Raw genomic sequence first — 15,251 nt, forward strand, 5'->3', positions numbered from 1 at the left:
TGCCGGGTTACGCTGCGTGCATTGTTGGCGTAGTCCACGCCCCACCTGCAAGGAATAACGTAATGGCTGTATCAGGCTTGTCCGGCATCGAGAGCATGCTCCAGCAGATGCGCGTGGCCGTCACCAAGGCCGAAACCGGCAACCTCGCCGCCGGCGAGGCGGTGGCCCAGCCCGACGGCTTTGCCGCCGAGCTGCAACGCTCCATCCGCCGCGTCACCGGCGCGCAGAATGCCGCCACGGCGCAGGCCAAGGCATTCGAAATGGGCGCGCCCGACGTCTCGCTCAACGACGTGATGATCGACCTGCAAAAAGCCAGCATCGGCTTCCAGACGGCCGTCCAGGTCCGCAACAAGCTGGTCGCGGCCTACAAGGAAATCTCGTCGATGGCCGTGTAATGGCGCAGGCAGGGCCAGAACGGCCCTGCCTTGGCTAGAACACAACCCAATCTAGGCCAGAACGTCCGCCCCGCCGCCCGGCCGCCCGTAGGCGGGGCAGCCCCCTCTGGGGGCAGCAAGCACGCGTAGCGTGCGCCGCGTGGGGGCTCACAACACTCGCCGCGTGGGGGCAACACTACCTTGCGTTTTTTTCCAGGCGCCAGACGACCTGTTGCAGCCAGTTTTCCTGCCGCGCGTCCAGGTTCAGGAACACCGCGCCCAGGTGGCTCATGGGCGGTTCGCCGGTCAGCGACACATGGGGCGGCGCCGGCTCGTCGGGGTTATCGGACTGGACCATGGGTTGGCCCGAAATCGGGTACACATTGCGCACTTCGAGGTGCGCGTTGAGCTTGCCCAGGTCGCCGAAGTCCAGTCGCACGTCCTCCAGCACCGACCCGCGTTCCGGCAGGGCCTGCACCGCCAGTTCCACCCGCAGGCCGACGCCGTCCACCGACAGATCGCGCACCGAGAAACTGATCGGCTTCTCGGCCGGGTCGGGTTGCCACGACGCCTGGCAGCGGTTGGCGTTGCTGATCAGCGAGGCGCGGAACATCTTGCGGCGCTGGATGCGGGCAAGGTGTTCGGGGAAGGGCGACATCAAGGCGGCGCTGCCGTCATCGAAATGGATGACTTCGGGGCGCTCGACGCGGAAGCGGATCTGCACGCCGCCGTAGGCGGTGGCGTGGAAATGGAAGGTCGTGCCGCTCAGCAGGCCCATGCTGTCGGACTGTTCGAAGTCGGCCCCGGCGTAGTCGCGCGGGCGCCAGAAGAACTGGCGGGTCTGCTTGTCGGCGCCCAGCACCAGTACCGCCATCTCGCGATCGGCGGCGTCGCGCACCAGGATATGGCTGTCCGGGTGCGTCAGTTCGAAGAGGGCGGCGCGCATGTCTTCCGGCCGCGTGAGCAGGAATTCCGGATCGCTGGCATCCAACACAGTGATGTCCTTGGAAAATAGGGGTCAGGCTGGCGGCGCGGCGTCGGGAAGCTCGCGCGATTCGAGGCGGTACAGCCAGGCCAGCAATTCTGCCACCGCTACGTAGAGTTGGGGAGGAATATGCGCATCCAGGTCCACTTGCATCAGCAGGCCGACGAGTTCGCGCGATTCGTGGACATAGAGTCCGTTTTCCTCGGCGGCGCGCACGATGGTGTCGGCCAACTGGCCGTAACCCTTGGCCACGACGCGGGGAGCGGCGTCCTTGTCGTCATACGAGAGCGCGACCGCGGCGTTGCGGTTGGCGTTGGGACCCTGGTCGGGAGGCGGGGCGGTGCGCATCAGAAATCCGTGGGCATGACGGGACGCGGATCGACCACGTTCACCACCAGGTGGCTGAGCGTGAGGCCGGCGGCCAGCAGGCGCGAACGCAGTTGGTCCGAGGACTCATTGAGTTCGGCCGCGCCATGGGGGGCGACCAATTGCAGCACGATCTGGTCGCCGGCCAGGTTCAGGCGCGCGTCCACCAGGCCCAGGCGGGGCAGGTCCAGCTTCAGGCGGGTCGCCCAGGTGGGCACGCCGGATTCCGGGTCGCCGCCGTAGGGCTCGCGTTCGACTTCCCACTCCATGGGGGCGCCGGGCCAGGCTTCGCCTTGCCAGGTCAATGCCTGGTTGGCCAGCACGTCGAGCTGCTGGCGCACCAGCACGGTGAGATCCTGGTGGATGCCGCTGACCGGCGTGCCGGGCGCGGGGGTGTGGGCGCCGCCGCCCGTCGTCGGCGCCTCGCCGCCCGCGCGGTTGGCGGAGGTGCCGGCGCTGTCGGCGCGCGGCCGGGCCAGGTCGGCTTCGCTGGGAACGCCGCTGCGCGTGAGCTTGGCTTGCGGCTCCTGCTGCAATTGGGCCGGATTGCTGCGGCCGAAGACCATGTCGGTCAGGTGCGATTCGTAGAACAGGCCGCTGGTCTGCAGCGCCACGCGCAGCGCCTGGCCCAGCGCGCGGGCGGACGGTCCGGCCGCCGCCAGGCTGGCGTGGGCCGTGGCGTCGGCGCCCTTGGCGCCGCCGGAGGCGTCGGCCGCGCCGCCAGGGCGGCCGGGCTTGGCGCCGAGCGGGGTATCGGCTTCGAGGTCGGCGCTGGCTGCCGCGGCGGTGGCCAGGGCCGCGGCCGCGCTGGTGGCCGGGGTCGTGGCGGGAGCCGCCGCGCCGGTGGCGGGGGGCTGGGGTTGTCCGGGTTGCGCCGGCTGTGCGGCGGCCTGGTCGGTGCCAGGCTGGGCCGGCGCGTTGGCCGACCACAAGGGAGCGCGGCCCTGCACCGGCGGCGCGGCGTCGGGATACTGGGCCAGCAACGCCAGGATCGCGCGCGCGGTCGTGCCCAGCGTGGTGGGGGCCGAGGCCGTGGTGTCGCTACTGGTGACCAGGCCGCGGGCGGCCAGCGCCAGCGCGGCGGCGGTCTTGGCGTCCAGGACGGTGGGCGGGCGGTCGCCGCGGGCGCCGCCGGTCTGGATGCCTTGTCGCGGGTCACGATTGGAGCCGTCGGCCGAGCCGGGCTTGTCCAGGTTGCCGGGCTGGCTGACCGCATCCGGCCGCGCGCCCGACACCTGGTTGGCGCTGGCGGCGGACATCGTCGTGCCAAGCACGGCGTCCAACCGCTGCACTAGGACGTTGCCGAGTGCCGCGGGACCTACGCTCATGCTTCAGGCGCCTGGTAGCCGTAGGCCGACAACAGCGTCTGCTGGCGCTTCATGCGGCCCAGCAGTTCGCCCAGCCGGGCCAGTTGCGGGAGCGCCAGGTCCCGCGTGAGCGCGTCGTTTTCGAGGATGCGCACCAGCAGGTCGTACTTCATGGCGCGGCCGGCTTCGTCCAGCGGCGCGGTCGGCTCCGCGATCCGCAGGCGTTCGACCAGCTCGCAGTATTGCTGCCCGTGGGCCATCGCCGTATCCCAGTCGCCGGCCTGGGCGGCCGTCAACATCTCGCCCGTGATGAGGGCGATCTCCTGGTAGTGTTCCAGAATAGGGGATGAGTACTGGGTAAGGGACGTCATGGAAATCTCGGGCGTTCGATGGCTGGCTGGATTTGTGTTTTTGGCCATCAGGGCTGGGTGAGGCCAGCCGGTCGGTCGACGGAAGTCTGCCAAGCCTCGGCCAGATCCGCCAGCAGGCGGTCGGCGATATCGAGTTGCTCGGCGTTCGCTTTCAGATTTGCCGTCAGCAAGGTGCGGACGATGTAATCGTAGAGACGGGCGAGGTTGGCGGCGATCTCGCCGCCGGCCTCCATGTTCAACCCGGTCTTCAAGCCTTCATCGACGATCTTGATCGCTTTCGAGATGGCCGCGCCGCGCTCGGCGACCCGGCCTTCCTGCAGGTGGATGCGTGCCTGCCCGATCGCCGCCCGGGCACCCATGTACAGCAGGGTGATCAGCCGCTCGGGACTCGCGCCCAGCACCTGGGTTTCCAGGCCGATATCGGCGTAGGAGCGGACGGATTGGGACCCTGTGGGGCGGCGGGCGGCGTAAGTCATTAATGCATCTTCTACAGGTTATTTGCTCGATTTGTTCATCGCCGCAAATTGTTGGGTCAGGTAGTTGGCGGTGGTCTGCATTTGCATGTAGAACTTGTCCAGCGCCACGAAGCGGGTACGCATCTGGTCGATCTCGGCATCGCTGGCGGCCTTGGCCCGCTTTTGCTGGGCGTCCAGATCGCTCATCGACTTGGTCAGGCCGTCGGTGCGCGTCTTGAGCGAACCGGTGCTGCCCAACACGTCCTTGAACGCCTTTTCGAAATTCTTGGCCAGGCCGTTGTCGCCGGTCAGCAGCTTGGTGACGTCGGCCGGGCTGCCGCTCAGTGCCTTGTCCAGCTTGGTCTGGTCGAGCTTGAGCTGGCGCGTCTGCGGATCGGTGGTGATGCCCAGGTCGGCCAGCGAGCGGACAGTGCCCGAGCCCAGCACGGCCTGCAGCGCGCCGGTCACCGAAGACTGGATCGAACGCGTGGTGCCGTCTCCGGTCAGCGGCTGGTTGGTGGCCGCCTTGGCGTCGAAGGCCGTCAGGTTCTTGATGGTCGTCTGCAGCGCGTTGTAGGTCTTGACGAAGTCCTGGATGGCCTTGTTGGCGACCGACGTATCGGATTCGAGCTTCAGCGTGATCGGCTTGCCGGCCTCGGTCTTGTCGGTCAGGTTCAGCGTGACGCCGTCGATGACGTTGGCCACGTTGTTCGAACCGCTCTTGACGGCCAGGCCGTTGATGGTGAGCTGGGCGTCTTCGGCCTTGGTGTTGGCCATGCCGGTGGTGGTGCCGTCGGCGGCGGTGCTGAAGGACAGGATGTCCTTGAGCGACTGGTCGCCGGTGACGGTGATGTTCTTGACCGAGGCCTGGACGCCGGTGTCCTTGGCCGTCAGCATCAGGTAGTTGTTGCCATTGCCGTCGTTGATGACGGTGGCGCGCAGGCCGGACTTGTCGTCGGCGTTGATGGCCTTGACGATGCCGTTGAGCGAGGTGTCGCCCTTGAGGTCGATGGTGCGCTTGGTACCGTCGGCCAGCTCGATTTCGAACGAGCCGGTGTCGCCGTGCTTGGCGGTGCGGTCGGCCACGGCGCCCGATTGCAGGCTCTGGGCGCGCGCCAGGTTGTTCACTTCGATGACGTATTGGCCCGCGACGGCGCCCTCGGCGGCCACAGTGGCCGTCAAGGCGGTGCCGCCGGTGACGCTGCCCTTGATGGCAGCCATCGTCTCGGTCTTGCCCAGTACCGCAGCCGACTTCTGCAGGGCTTCCAGCGAGCTTTGCAGCTGCGCGTAGGCGTCGATGCGAGTCTTGTAGCTGGAGGCGCGGGTGGTGTAGATCGAGAGTTTCTTGTCCTCGGCGGCCTGCAGGTCCGACAGGATCTTTTCCAGGGGCAAGCCGGAAACTGAACCGAGGTTAGTGATAGAGGCCATGTGAAATCCTTCCTAGCGATGCGATTCTGTCAAAAATAGGGTGCCGGCGATTGGCCGGGTAAGGGCATAAGGCGGGCCTAATTCGATGATTCCATCATCGATTGGCGCCAAAACGGGCACAGAAGAAAGTACGGGAATTCATGTCAAGCCGAGGTCTTGATGCCATTTCCCTGCATGTTCACGATCATTTTGGCGATCTTGAGCACAGCTTCGCTGGGGATGGTGCGAATGACGTCCCCGGACTTGGCGTCCACCACCGATACCACCACCTGGTGCACGTCCGGGTCGACCTCGAACTGCAACTGGGTCGACCACGCCTTCATCTGCTCGTTGATTTCGTCCAGCGCCTTGTCGAGCGGCAGCTTCTGCGAATTCGACTGCTCCGACGTCGCGGAATCGGTGCCGCTGCCATTGGTGCTGGCGGCGGGCGGGGCGACGGTGACGGATGGATCTGCGACGACTGGCACGGCCGCGACCGGCGCCGGTGCGAACGTAGCGGGGGCTAAGGGGGTTACGGCCATGATCACTCCAGCGGCTGTGCGGGCGTCTCGGAGGAACGCGCTGTTTTCAGGGAATTCTCAGCTACGATTACGGCAGCGCCGCAGGGAACTTTAGCCCTCGTCACAGCGGGCTGTTTCATGTGCTAACAAGTTGGGATCGGGCAATGAGTGTCAAGACGGCGTTGCGAGTCATCGAAATCATCGAAACCTATGCCCGGGAAAAGCGCGCACTGCCCCTGTCGGAACTGGCCCGGCTGCTGGACGTGCCGGTATCAAGCTGCCTGGCCCTGATCCGCACCCTGACCGGCCTGGGCTATCTCTACGAAACCGGCCGCCGCCAGGGCTACTACCCAACCGGGCGCCTGTTGGCGATGGCGCAACGCATCGCCCGCGCCGACCCGGTGCTGGACCGGGTCTATCCGAGCCTGGTTGAATTAAGGGACGCAACCCGGGAAACCGTCGTATTCGCCAAGTTGACGCAGGACGGCCGGGTGGTCTACCTGGACGTGCTGGATTCGCCGCACACGATCCGATACGCGCCGGTTGCCGGCGAGTTCAAGGACGTACACGCCAATTCGCTGGGCAAGGCGCTCATGTCCCTGATGGATGAGCCGGCCCGTGACGCGCTGCTCGGCAGCGGCCCCTTGACGCGCTACAACGAGCGCACGCTGGTTACGCGCGAAGCGGTGCTGCAGGATCTGACGCTGTCGCGCCAGCGCGGCTGGTTCATGAACAGCGGCGAGTCGATTCCCGACGTCGGCGCCATCGCCTGGCCGGTGACGCTCTCGGGCGAGCACTATGCCATCTCCGTGGGCGGCCCCATCTACCGGATCGAGCCGTGCCAGGAGGAATACGCCTGCATCCTGCGGGCGGCGTGCACCGGGCTGGAACAGCAGTCCTGAGAGGGCGCCGGGGGCGGCGCGCAAGGCGCGTGGCCCGGGCGGCCGGCGCGTCCGGCGTGCGCGCCGGCCGGCAGGGGCCTCAATAGGACTTGGGCAGGCCCAGCACCTTTTCCGCGATAAAGCACATGATCAGTTGCGGGCTGACCGGCGCGATGCGCGGGATGAAGCTCTCGCGCAGCAGGCGTTCCACGTGATATTCCTTGGCGTAGCCCATGCCGCCCAGCGTCATTACCGCGGTCTGGCAGGCGTTGTAGCCGGCCTCGGCCGCCAGATACTTGGCGGCGTTGGCGCTGGGGCCGCAGGGCTGGCCGGCGTCATACAGGCTGGCGGCCTTGAACACCATCAGGTCGGCCGCCTCCAACTGCATCCAGGCCTGCGCCAGCGGGTGCTGGATGCCCTGGTTCTGGCCGATCGGCCGGCCGAATACATGGCGCTCGCCGGCGTAGCGCACCGCGCGCTCCAGGGCGGCGCGGCCGATGCCGACAGCCTCGGCCGCGATCAGGATGCGTTCCGGGTTCAGGCCATGCAGGATGTATTCGAAGCCGCGGCCTTCCTCACCGATGCGGTCCGCCAGCGGGATCCGCAGGCCGTCGATGAACAGCATGTTCGAGTCCACCGCCTTGCGGCCCATCTTCTCGATTTCACGCACCTCGACCTTGCCGCGGTCCAGGTCGGTGTAGAACAGCGACAAGCCCTGCGTCGGCTTGGCCACCTCGGACAGCGGGGTGGTACGCGCCAGCAGCAGCATCTTGTCGGCCACCTGGGCGGTCGAGATCCAGATCTTGCGGCCATGCACCACGTACTCGTCGCCCTGGCGCACGGCGCGGGTGCCGAGCTTGGTGGTGTCCAGGCCGGCGTCGGGCTCGGTGACGGCGAAGCAGGCCTTTTGTTGACCGGCGATCAGCGGCGGCAGCCAGCGGGCGCGCTGCGCGTCGTTGCCGAACACGACCACGGGATTGAGGCCGAAGATGTTCATGTGCACGGCCGACGCGCCGGTGAAGCCCGCGCCCGAGGCGGCGATGGTCTGCATCATCAGCGCGGCCTCGGTCATGCCCAGGCCGGCGCCGCCATGCTCCGGCGGCATGGCGATGCCGAGCCAGCCGTCGCGCGCCAGGTCGGCGTGCAGGGGTTCAGGGAAGCCGCCTTCACGGTCGCGTTCCAGCCAGTATTCGTCGGGATAGCGGGCGCAGATGCGGGATACTGCGTCGCGCAGCGCCAATTGATCGGGGGTGAATGCAAAGTCCATCAGTCGGTTCCATCCTGGGTGATGCGATTGGCAAAGAGCACGTCGATGCCGGCGGGGTCGTAGCCGGCCTCGGCCAGCACTTCGCGGCTGTGCTGGCCCAGCGTCGGCGCCGGGCGCCGGATGGCGGTCGGCGTGCCCTGGTAGCGGCCGAGGGGGGCGGGGGTGCGCAGGCGGCCCTCGGTCGGGTGCTGGTGGTCCTGCACGAAGCCGGTGGCGGCCAGGTGCTCGTCCTGCAGCAGGTCGTCGACCGTGTAGAGCTGCGATGCGGGGATGTCGGCGTCCGCCAGCTCGCGCAGCCAGTCCTGGCTGGCGCGGGTGCGGATCACGTCGGCGACGAAGGCGTAGACCTCGTCGATATGGGCGGCGCGGGCGCCGTGGGTGTGAAAGCGCGGATCCTGCGCCAGTTCCGGCTGGCCGATCAGCGCGAAGAAGTTGCGCCAGTGCTTGTCGTTGTAGATCAGCAGGCAGATGTAGCCGTCGGCGGTGGCGTAGGGCCGGCGGTGCGGCGCCAGCAACCGGGCGTAGCCGGTGGGGCCGAGCGGCGGTTCGAAGGTGGCGCCGCCCAGGTGGTCGCCCAGCACCAGGTGCGCCATGCCCTCGAACATCGGGATCTCGACCTGCTGGCCCTGGCCGCTGGCGCGGGCGTGCAGCACCGCCGACACCAGCGCGATGCCCACATGCAGGCCCACGGCGCGGTCGGCCAGCGTCAGCGGCGCGTAGCGCGGCACGTCGCCGCTCTGCTGCGCCGCCAGCGCGGCGATGCCGGTCTGGCCCTGGATCAGGTCATCGTAGGCGGGCCGGCCGGCGTAGGGGCCGGCCTCGCCGAAGCCGTAGGCGCCCAGGTAGACGATGCGCGGGTTGCGCGCCGCCACCGCCTCGTACGACAGGCCCAGGCGCGTCATGGCCTGGGGGCGGATGTTGTAGAGCAGGGCGTCGCAGGTCTCGGCCAAGCGCAGGCAGGCCTCGCGGCCTTCCGGCGTCTTCAGGTCCAGCACCACCGAGCGCTTGTTGCGGTTCAGGTGCAGGTACAGGTGGCCCATGCCCGGGTTGCGCATCGGGCCGACGGCCCGCATGTTGTCGCCGGCGGGCGACTCGACCTTGATGACGTCGGCGCCCAGGTCGGCCAGCACCTGGGTGGCGTAAGGACCCATCACAACCGAACTGAGGTCCAGGATGCGTACGCCGGACAGGGGGCCGGCGGCCTGCGGGGATGCGGCGGCGGACATTGTCATTGCTGCTCGATCCCCGCGTCGCGGATCAGTTTGCCCCACAGGTCGCGTTGCTCGCCGACGAACCGGCCGAAGGCCTCGGGCGAACTGGAAAACGCGTCAAAGCCCAGGCCCGCCAGGCGCTTGCGCACGTCTGGCTTGGCCACCACCTGCTTGATGGCGTCGTTGAGCTTGGCCACCACCTCGGGCGGCATTCCGGCCGGGCCGAAGTAGCCGTTCCACGAATTCAGGTCGAAGTCCGGCACGCCCGACTCGGCCATGGAAGGCAGGTCCGGCACGATCGCGCTGCGCTCGGCGGTGGACACCGCCAGCGCCCGCAACTGGCCCGACTGCACGAACGGCAGGCCGGACGCCAGGTCGGTGAACATGAAATCGACCTGGCCGCCGACTACGTCGGTCAGGCCTTGCGGCGTGCCTTTATAGGGCACGTGCAGGATGTCGATCTTGGCGCGGTTGGCCAGGGTGGCGCCGGCGACGATGCCGGTGCTGTTGCCGCTGGCGTAGGTGATGCGGCCGGGGTGCTGGCGCGCGTCGGCGACCAGGTCGGCCACGGTCTTCCACGGCCGCTTGGGATTGACGACGAGGATGAAGGGCAGGTTGCCGCCGCGCGCGATGGGGGTGAAATCCTTGACCGGATCGTAGGGGATGTTCTTCATCAGCCAGGGGGCGGCCGAATGCGAGGTATTGGTGGTCACGAACAGCGTGTAGCCGTCCGGCCTGGCGCGCGCCACGTAGCTGGCGGCGATGGTGGCGTTGGCGCCGGGCTTGTTCTCCACCACGATCTGCTGGCCCAGGATGGTCGACAGTTCGGCGCCAAAGATGCGGCCGACCGCATCGGTGCCGGAGCCGGCGGGGAACGGCACGATCAGGGTGATGGGTTTGTTCGGATAGTCCGCGGCGTGTGCCGCTGGCAGGGCCAGGGCGATGGCGCCGCCGACCAGGGTGGCGCCCAGCAGGCGTAGTAGTCGCATGGTTTGTCTCCAGGGGGATGCGAAGCGGGCGCGGCTTCTGCGGCCGCTGCCCGGGATGGGCCGGTCTCCGTGGCGCCTTCAGGCGCCAGCGGTCGATGCGGGGAAACCGCGGATCACGCGGTCCGGGGATTCCTCGTAAGGAGGCGTGTAGATCACCAGCAGCCGCGCGGGCTCGTCACTGGTCACGGTGAATACGTGCGGAATGTCCGGCGGGAAATAGCAGCAGTCGCCCGGGCCCATGTCGGCCCATTCGTCCCCGACCTGCGCGCGGGCGCTGCCCGACAGCAGGTAACAGACCTGCTCGATGCCCGGGTGGGCGTGCGGCAGCGCGCCCTGGCCTTTGTCGATCACGCCCAGCAGCACTTCCACGCCGCGCGAGCCCACCGTGTCGGGGCCGATCAGGCGGCGGTTGAGGGTGCCGGTATGGTTGGCCGGGTGGTAGCCGGGCACCTCGGCCTCGCGGACCAGCCAGGCGGGGGTTTTGCGCTGCGTCATGTCTCATCCTTGTTAGTTTTCATATGTGAATTCATTTTCACGTATGAGAAAAACATCGGCAAGCGGGTTTTCCCGGCGATCCCGCGGCGTCCCAGGGGGATTAGGGAAAACACCGGGCATGCGCTGCTAAAATCATGGGCTGTTCACCTTTGCGATCCCGCCTCATGTCTTCCGCACTCAAGCCCGCCGCCGGCGCCACCCTGTCCGATTGGCTGCAGTACCTGGAATCGATCCACGCCACCGCGATCGACATGGGCCTGGAGCGCGTGCGGGAAGTGGCTGCCCGGATGAACCTGGAACTGCCGGGCGTGAAGTTCGTGGTGGGCGGGACCAATGGCAAGGGCTCGACCTGCGCGATGCTGGAGTCGATCCTGCTGGCCGCGGGTTACAAGGTCGGGCTATACACCTCGCCGCACCTCATCGATTTCAACGAGCGCGCGCGCGTCAATGGGCAGATCGCCTCGGACGAGGCCCTGATCGAGCAGTTCATCGCGGTCGAGGCCGCGCGCGGCGAGACGTCCCTGACGTACTTCGAATTCACCACGCTGGCCATCCTGCGCCTGTTCTCGCAATCGCGGCTGGACGCGGTGGTGCTGGAAGTCGGTCTGGGCGGCCGCCTGGACGCCGTCAACATCATCGATGCCGACTGTGCCATCGTCACCAGCGTCGACCTGGACCACATCGAGTACCTGGGCGACACGCGCGAGAAGATCGGTTTCGAAAAGGCCCATATCTACCGCGCCGGCCGGCCGGCCATCTGTGCCGATCCGGTGCCGCCGCAGTCGCTGCTTGATTACGTCGAGCAGATCGGCGCCGACCTGTGGCTGTTCAGCCGCGACTACAACTATTCCGGCGACCGTCAGCAGTGGGCCTATGGCGGCCGCGAACAGCGCCGCAGCGCGCTGGCCTATCCCGCGCTGCGCGGCGCCAACCAGTTGCTGAACGCGTCGGCGGCCCTGGCCGCGCTGGAATCGGTGCGCGACCGCCTGCCGGTGCCGCAGCAGGCGGTGCGCCAGGGCCTGTTGCAGGCCTCGCTGCCCGGCCGTTTCCAGATCCTGCCGGGCCAACCCACGGTGATCCTGGACGTGGCGCACAACCCGCATGCGGCCGCGGTGCTGGCCCAGAACCTGGATAACATGGGTTTCCATCCGTATACCTATGCGGTGTTCGGCATGCTCAATGACAAGGACCTGGCGGGTGTGCTGGCCAAGATCGGCACGCGCATCGACCACTGGTTCTGCGCCGGCCTGCCGGGACCGCGCGGCGGCTCCGGCGAACACCTGGCCGAACGGGTGGCGGCCGGCCTGCCAGCCGCGCCCGCCGGGGCTGAGGCGCCGGGCGTCTCGGCCTACGCCGATCCCGCCCAGGCCTTTGCCGCGGCGCGCGAACGGGCAGGGGAGAATGATAGAATCGTGGTGTTCGGATCATTTCTCACCGTGGCCTCGGTTTTGCAGTCTCTGGGTCGCAAGGCGTAGGCAAGAGCGGCATAGGCAAACATGGGTTTTTTCAAACGCAAGGATCCTGCCGACCAGGCGCAACCCTCCAAGCGAGCGGCCGTGCCGAGCGAGGTTCAGGCGGCCGAGTTGCGCGGGCGCGCCCGTCGCCGGCTCGCGGGCGCCATCGCATTGGTGCTGGCGGCCGTCATCGTCCTGCCGATGGTGCTGGATTCCCAGCCGACGCCCGTGGCCGACAACATCCCCATCAAGGTGCCGGAACGCACCACGCCATTCCAGCCGCAGGTGAGCGAGCCGCAGGCGACCGCGCCCGCCGCGCCGACGCAAGGCGCCACGCCTGGCGAGTCGTCCGGTGTCGCGACGCCGCCGCCTGTGACCTCGCCGCAAGCCGCCGCGCCGCAGGCCGCGACGCCGTCCACCACGACGCCGCCGCCGGTCACGACGCCGCCCGCCACGACCCCGCCCGCCGCCACGCCGCCGCGCACCCCGCCGCCCAAGCCCGAACCCAAGCCCGAGCCGAAGCCGGCCACGCCCAAGCCCGAGACCCGCTCGGACGACGGCGCCCGCGCCCTGGCGTTGCTCGAAGGCCGTTCCGCGCCCGCCGCGACGTCGGCGCCCAAGCCGCAGGCCGCCAAGGGCAATTTCGTGCTGCAGATCGCCGCCTACACGACGTCCGAGGACGCCCAGTCGCGGCGCAGCAAGCTGCATCAGGCGGGCGTCACCAACGCGTTCGTCGAGCAGGCTTCCATCGGGGGCAAGCAGCAGTACCGTCTGCGGGTGGGGCCGTTCCCCTCGCGCGAGGCGGCCCAGGCGGCCCAGGCGCGGTTGCGCACCCTGGGCTATGACAACGGTTTCATCGCCGCCCAGTAGTGACCGGCTTCGACTTCGTCGTGCTGGCCATCCTGGTGGTATCGGGTGTGCTGGGCCTGGTGCGCGGCCTGCTCAAGGAAGTGCTGTCGCTGGTCGCGTATCTGCTGGCCTTCGTGGCCGCGATCTGGTGGGGGCCCACGGTCTATACCTGGCTGGAGCCCTATATCGAAACAACGCTGCTGCGCATGGGTGTCTCGTACGCGGTGGTCTTCATTATCGTGCTGCTCGGCGTGGGGTTGGTCAACATGACGCTTGCCGCCTTGATCCGCAGCACCGGGCTGAGCCCGGCCGATCACGGCCTGGGCGGCATGTTCGGACTGGCCCGGGGGCTGCTCATCGTGCTGGCGCTGGTCGCCGCCGCCGGCTATACGCCGTTGCCGCAGGAGCCGTGGTGGCAGGACGCCATGTTTTCGCATTCGGCCATCGAGGCCATCAAACATATCAAGACGTGGCTGCCGCCGTCCCTGGCGACATGGCTGCCGTATTGATTAGCTTCACATCAACCAGGAAATCTCACCATGTGTGGAATCGTAGGGGTCATCGGGCGCGGGCCGGTCAACCAGCTGCTCTATGACAGCTTGCTGCTGTTGCAGCATCGCGGGCAGGATGCCGCGGGCATCGCGACGTCGCAAGGCAACCAGTTCAATATGTACAAGGCGCACGGCCTGGTGCGCGACGTATTCCGCACGCGCAACATGCGTGCCCTGCCGGGCACCTCGGGCGTGGGCCAGGTGCGTTATCCCACCGCCGGCTCCAGCGCCAGCGAGGAAGAGGCCCAACCGTTCTACGTCAACGCCCCGTTCGGCATCATGTTCGCCCACAACGGCAACCTGACCAACTGGCGCGAGCTGCGTGAGTCGCTCTACCGCGTCGACCGCCGCCACATCAACACCAATTCCGACTCGGAAGTGCTGCTGAACGTGCTGGCCCACGAGCTGCAATCGGCCGCCAGCGGCGTCTCGCTCGATGACGACGCCATGTTCCGCGCCGTTGCCGCCGTGCACAAGCGCGTGCGTGGCGCCTACGCCGTGGTGGCGCAGATTTCCGGTTACGGCCTGCTGGCGTTCCGCGATCCCAACGGCATCCGTCCGCTGTGCATCGGCCGCCAGGAAACCGACGAAGGCGTCGAGTGGATGGTGGCCTCGGAATCCGTGGCGCTGGAAGGCAGCGGTTTCGCCTTCGTGCGCGACGTCGAGCCGGGCGAAGCGGTGTTCGTCGACCTGGACGGCCGCTTCGTCAGCCGCCAGTGCGCCGACAATCCGCAACTGGTGCCCTGCATCTTCGAATACGTCTACTTCGCCCGTCCCGATTCGCTGATCGACGGCGTGTCGGTGTACGACGCGCGCCTGCGCATGGGCGAGTACCTGGCGGACAAGGTTGCGCGCAACATGCGCCTGGGCGACATCGACGTGGTCATGCCGATCCCCGATTCCTCGCGTCCGGCCGCCATGCAACTGGCCGCGCGCCTGAACCTGGACTACCGCGAAGGCCTGATCAAGAACCGCTACGTCGGCCGCACCTTCATCATGCCCGGCCAGGCCGTGCGCCGTAAATCGGTGCGCCAGAAGCTCAATGCCATCGGCATGGAGTTCAAGGGCAAGAACGTGCTGCTGGTGGACGACTCCATCGTGCGCGGCACCACCAGCCGCGAGATCGTCGACATGGCGCGCGCCGCCGGCGCCAACAAGGTGTACTTCGCCTCGGCCGCGCCTCCGGTGCGCTTCCCCAACGTCTACGGCATCGACATGCCGACGCAGAGCGAACTGATCGCCACCGGCCGCAGCGACGAGGAAATCGCCCGCGCGATCGGCGCCGACAGCCTGGTCTACCAGGACCTGCACGACATGCAGCAGGCGGTGCGCGACCTCAACCCGAAGCTCTCGCGCTTCGAGGCGTCGTGCTTCGATGGCGAGTACATCACCGGCGACATCACCGCGGAATACCTGGCTCGCCTGGGCCAGTCGCGCGCGGAGTCGGGCGACGGCGAAGGCGCCAGCGGCCTGCAGTTCAACATGGGCTATGCCGCCAACGACGCCTGAGTTCGACGCGCTCCATGCCAAAGCCGCTCCCCGGGGAGCGGCTTTTTTTTGTTTCACGATGACGCTGTCATCGCGCGCCTGACGCGGCTGAGAAAACGCCGGTCAGCGGGCAGGCAGGCACCGGTCGCCAACGAATTTCATGCCGCCAGGCGATCACTCGTTCGATACTGCCGAACAGAGAGGCGATCGCCATGCTGGGCAAAGAAGACGCCTGCGCCAAGCGCGAGGAGGAAACCGAGCGACAGCGAGAGCGTAGGCG

General features: G+C 67.8%; 17 protein-coding genes. 6 read left to right on the forward strand and 11 right to left on the reverse strand.

Annotated elements, in window-relative coordinates; genetic code table 11:
• The first annotated feature begins 62 nt into the window (after window positions 1-62).
• Entirely contained in the window at window positions 63-395 is a 333-nt protein-coding gene (gene fliE / locus AAID08_RS11745; protein WP_035360311.1) for a flagellar hook-basal body complex protein FliE, read from the forward strand.
• Between the two features lie 175 nt (window positions 396-570).
• Here fliE and AAID08_RS11750 read toward each other — a convergent pair whose 3' ends face one another.
• From AAID08_RS11750 to AAID08_RS11780, 7 genes are all read right to left on the reverse strand, one after another.
• Window positions 571-1,368, reverse strand: a complete 798-nt coding sequence (locus tag AAID08_RS11750) for a flagellar brake protein (protein ID WP_054502839.1) — start codon at window positions 1,366-1,368, stop codon at window positions 571-573.
• A 24-nt stretch (window positions 1,369-1,392) separates the two neighbouring features.
• A complete protein-coding gene (locus AAID08_RS11755; RefSeq protein ID WP_054502838.1) occupies window positions 1,393-1,707 on the reverse strand; it encodes an EscU/YscU/HrcU family type III secretion system export apparatus switch protein in 315 nt (104 codons plus the stop codon).
• Entirely contained in the window at window positions 1,707-3,053 is a 1,347-nt protein-coding gene (locus tag AAID08_RS11760) for a flagellar hook-length control protein FliK (protein WP_395757662.1), read from the reverse strand. Before AAID08_RS11760 ends, AAID08_RS11755 begins: the two co-directional genes overlap by 1 nt.
• Window positions 3,050-3,403, reverse strand: coding sequence for a flagellar protein FliT (locus tag AAID08_RS11765; protein WP_035360316.1), 354 nt, complete (start codon window positions 3,401-3,403; stop codon window positions 3,050-3,052). Before AAID08_RS11765 ends, AAID08_RS11760 begins: the two co-directional genes overlap by 4 nt.
• Before the next feature lie 47 nt (window positions 3,404-3,450).
• The gene (fliS, locus tag AAID08_RS11770; RefSeq protein ID WP_054502836.1) at window positions 3,451-3,879 is read right to left on the reverse strand and encodes a flagellar export chaperone FliS; all 429 of its coding nucleotides are present in this window, start codon (window positions 3,877-3,879) and stop codon (window positions 3,451-3,453) included.
• Between the two features lie 18 nt (window positions 3,880-3,897).
• Entirely contained in the window at window positions 3,898-5,286 is a 1,389-nt protein-coding gene (gene fliD / locus AAID08_RS11775; protein WP_064522908.1) for a flagellar filament capping protein FliD, read from the reverse strand.
• Between the two features lie 143 nt (window positions 5,287-5,429).
• Complete coding sequence (locus tag AAID08_RS11780) at window positions 5,430-5,807, reverse strand: flagellar protein FlaG (protein WP_054502834.1); 378 nt, start codon at window positions 5,805-5,807, stop codon at window positions 5,430-5,432.
• Between the two features lie 143 nt (window positions 5,808-5,950).
• Between AAID08_RS11780 and AAID08_RS11785 the strand changes: the two genes are divergently transcribed.
• Complete coding sequence (locus AAID08_RS11785) at window positions 5,951-6,688, forward strand: IclR family transcriptional regulator (protein ID WP_395757663.1); 738 nt, start codon at window positions 5,951-5,953, stop codon at window positions 6,686-6,688.
• A gap of 79 nt (window positions 6,689-6,767) precedes the next feature.
• On the opposite strand, the gene AAID08_RS11790 is transcribed toward AAID08_RS11785, so the two are convergent.
• The 4 genes from AAID08_RS11790 to AAID08_RS11805 form a co-directional block, all read right to left on the reverse strand.
• Window positions 6,768-7,934, reverse strand: a complete 1,167-nt coding sequence (locus AAID08_RS11790; RefSeq protein ID WP_144658140.1) for an acyl-CoA dehydrogenase family protein — start codon at window positions 7,932-7,934, stop codon at window positions 6,768-6,770.
• On the reverse strand, window positions 7,934-9,166 hold the full coding sequence (locus AAID08_RS11795; protein ID WP_395757664.1) for a CaiB/BaiF CoA transferase family protein: 1,233 nt from the start codon (window positions 9,164-9,166) through the stop codon (window positions 7,934-7,936). The genes AAID08_RS11790 and AAID08_RS11795 overlap by 1 nt, the downstream gene beginning before the upstream one ends.
• On the reverse strand, window positions 9,163-10,134 hold the full coding sequence (locus tag AAID08_RS11800; protein WP_175167451.1) for a tripartite tricarboxylate transporter substrate binding protein: 972 nt from the start codon (window positions 10,132-10,134) through the stop codon (window positions 9,163-9,165). The genes AAID08_RS11795 and AAID08_RS11800 overlap by 4 nt, the downstream gene beginning before the upstream one ends.
• Before the next feature lie 78 nt (window positions 10,135-10,212).
• Window positions 10,213-10,629 carry a cupin domain-containing protein gene (locus AAID08_RS11805; RefSeq protein ID WP_054502829.1) on the reverse strand — a complete coding sequence of 139 codons (417 nt, stop codon included), beginning with the start codon at window positions 10,627-10,629 and terminating at the stop codon, window positions 10,213-10,215.
• A gap of 164 nt (window positions 10,630-10,793) precedes the next feature.
• On the opposite strand from AAID08_RS11805, the gene folC reads away from it, so the two are divergent.
• From folC to purF, 4 genes are read left to right on the forward strand one after another with little or no spacing between them, the layout of a single operon-like run.
• Window positions 10,794-12,104: a bifunctional tetrahydrofolate synthase/dihydrofolate synthase gene (gene folC, locus AAID08_RS11810; RefSeq protein ID WP_054502828.1), complete on the forward strand. Its 1,311-nt coding sequence runs from the start codon at window positions 10,794-10,796 to the stop codon at window positions 12,102-12,104.
• 21 nt (window positions 12,105-12,125) lie between these two features.
• On the forward strand, window positions 12,126-12,953 hold the full coding sequence (locus AAID08_RS11815; protein WP_175167450.1) for an SPOR domain-containing protein: 828 nt from the start codon (window positions 12,126-12,128) through the stop codon (window positions 12,951-12,953).
• Complete coding sequence (locus AAID08_RS11820) at window positions 12,953-13,441, forward strand: CvpA family protein (protein WP_006385208.1); 489 nt, start codon at window positions 12,953-12,955, stop codon at window positions 13,439-13,441. The genes AAID08_RS11815 and AAID08_RS11820 overlap by 1 nt, the downstream gene beginning before the upstream one ends.
• A gap of 30 nt (window positions 13,442-13,471) precedes the next feature.
• Window positions 13,472-14,992 (forward strand): amidophosphoribosyltransferase, encoded by a 1,521-nt coding sequence (purF, locus tag AAID08_RS11825; RefSeq protein WP_006385207.1) that lies wholly within the window; start codon window positions 13,472-13,474, stop codon window positions 14,990-14,992.
• Window positions 14,993-15,251: the final 259 nt, after the last annotated feature.

This window comes from Achromobacter sp. EB05 (assembly GCF_044232075.1).
GTDB classification, from domain to species: Bacteria; Pseudomonadota; Gammaproteobacteria; order Burkholderiales; family Burkholderiaceae_B; genus Achromobacter; species Achromobacter dolens.

Excerpts from the sequence above, each read along its gene's own strand:
- purF (WP_006385207.1), top strand. The coding sequence starts at position 13,472 with ATGTGTGGAATCGTAGGGGTCATCGGGCGCGGGCCGGTCAACCAGCTG.
- AAID08_RS11805 (WP_054502829.1), bottom strand. The coding sequence starts at position 10,629 with ATGACGCAGCGCAAAACCCCCGCCTGGCTGGTCCGCGAGGCCGAGGTG.
- fliS (WP_054502836.1), bottom strand. The coding sequence starts at position 3,879 with ATGACTTACGCCGCCCGCCGCCCCACAGGGTCCCAATCCGTCCGCTCC.
- AAID08_RS11755 (WP_054502838.1), bottom strand. The coding sequence starts at position 1,707 with ATGCGCACCGCCCCGCCTCCCGACCAGGGTCCCAACGCCAACCGCAAC.
- AAID08_RS11780 (WP_054502834.1), bottom strand. The coding sequence starts at position 5,807 with ATGGCCGTAACCCCCTTAGCCCCCGCTACGTTCGCACCGGCGCCGGTC.
- AAID08_RS11765 (WP_035360316.1), bottom strand. The coding sequence starts at position 3,403 with ATGACGTCCCTTACCCAGTACTCATCCCCTATTCTGGAACACTACCAG.
- AAID08_RS11790 (WP_144658140.1), bottom strand. The coding sequence starts at position 7,934 with ATGGACTTTGCATTCACCCCCGATCAATTGGCGCTGCGCGACGCAGTA.
- fliE (WP_035360311.1), top strand. The coding sequence starts at position 63 with ATGGCTGTATCAGGCTTGTCCGGCATCGAGAGCATGCTCCAGCAGATG.
- AAID08_RS11815 (WP_175167450.1), top strand. The coding sequence starts at position 12,126 with ATGGGTTTTTTCAAACGCAAGGATCCTGCCGACCAGGCGCAACCCTCC.
- AAID08_RS11795 (WP_395757664.1), bottom strand. The coding sequence starts at position 9,166 with ATGACAATGTCCGCCGCCGCATCCCCGCAGGCCGCCGGCCCCCTGTCC.
- AAID08_RS11800 (WP_175167451.1), bottom strand. The coding sequence starts at position 10,134 with ATGCGACTACTACGCCTGCTGGGCGCCACCCTGGTCGGCGGCGCCATC.
- AAID08_RS11760 (WP_395757662.1), bottom strand. The coding sequence starts at position 3,053 with ATGAGCGTAGGTCCCGCGGCACTCGGCAACGTCCTAGTGCAGCGGTTG.
- AAID08_RS11785 (WP_395757663.1), top strand. The coding sequence starts at position 5,951 with ATGAGTGTCAAGACGGCGTTGCGAGTCATCGAAATCATCGAAACCTAT.
- folC (WP_054502828.1), top strand. The coding sequence starts at position 10,794 with ATGTCTTCCGCACTCAAGCCCGCCGCCGGCGCCACCCTGTCCGATTGG.
- fliD (WP_064522908.1), bottom strand. The coding sequence starts at position 5,286 with ATGGCCTCTATCACTAACCTCGGTTCAGTTTCCGGCTTGCCCCTGGAA.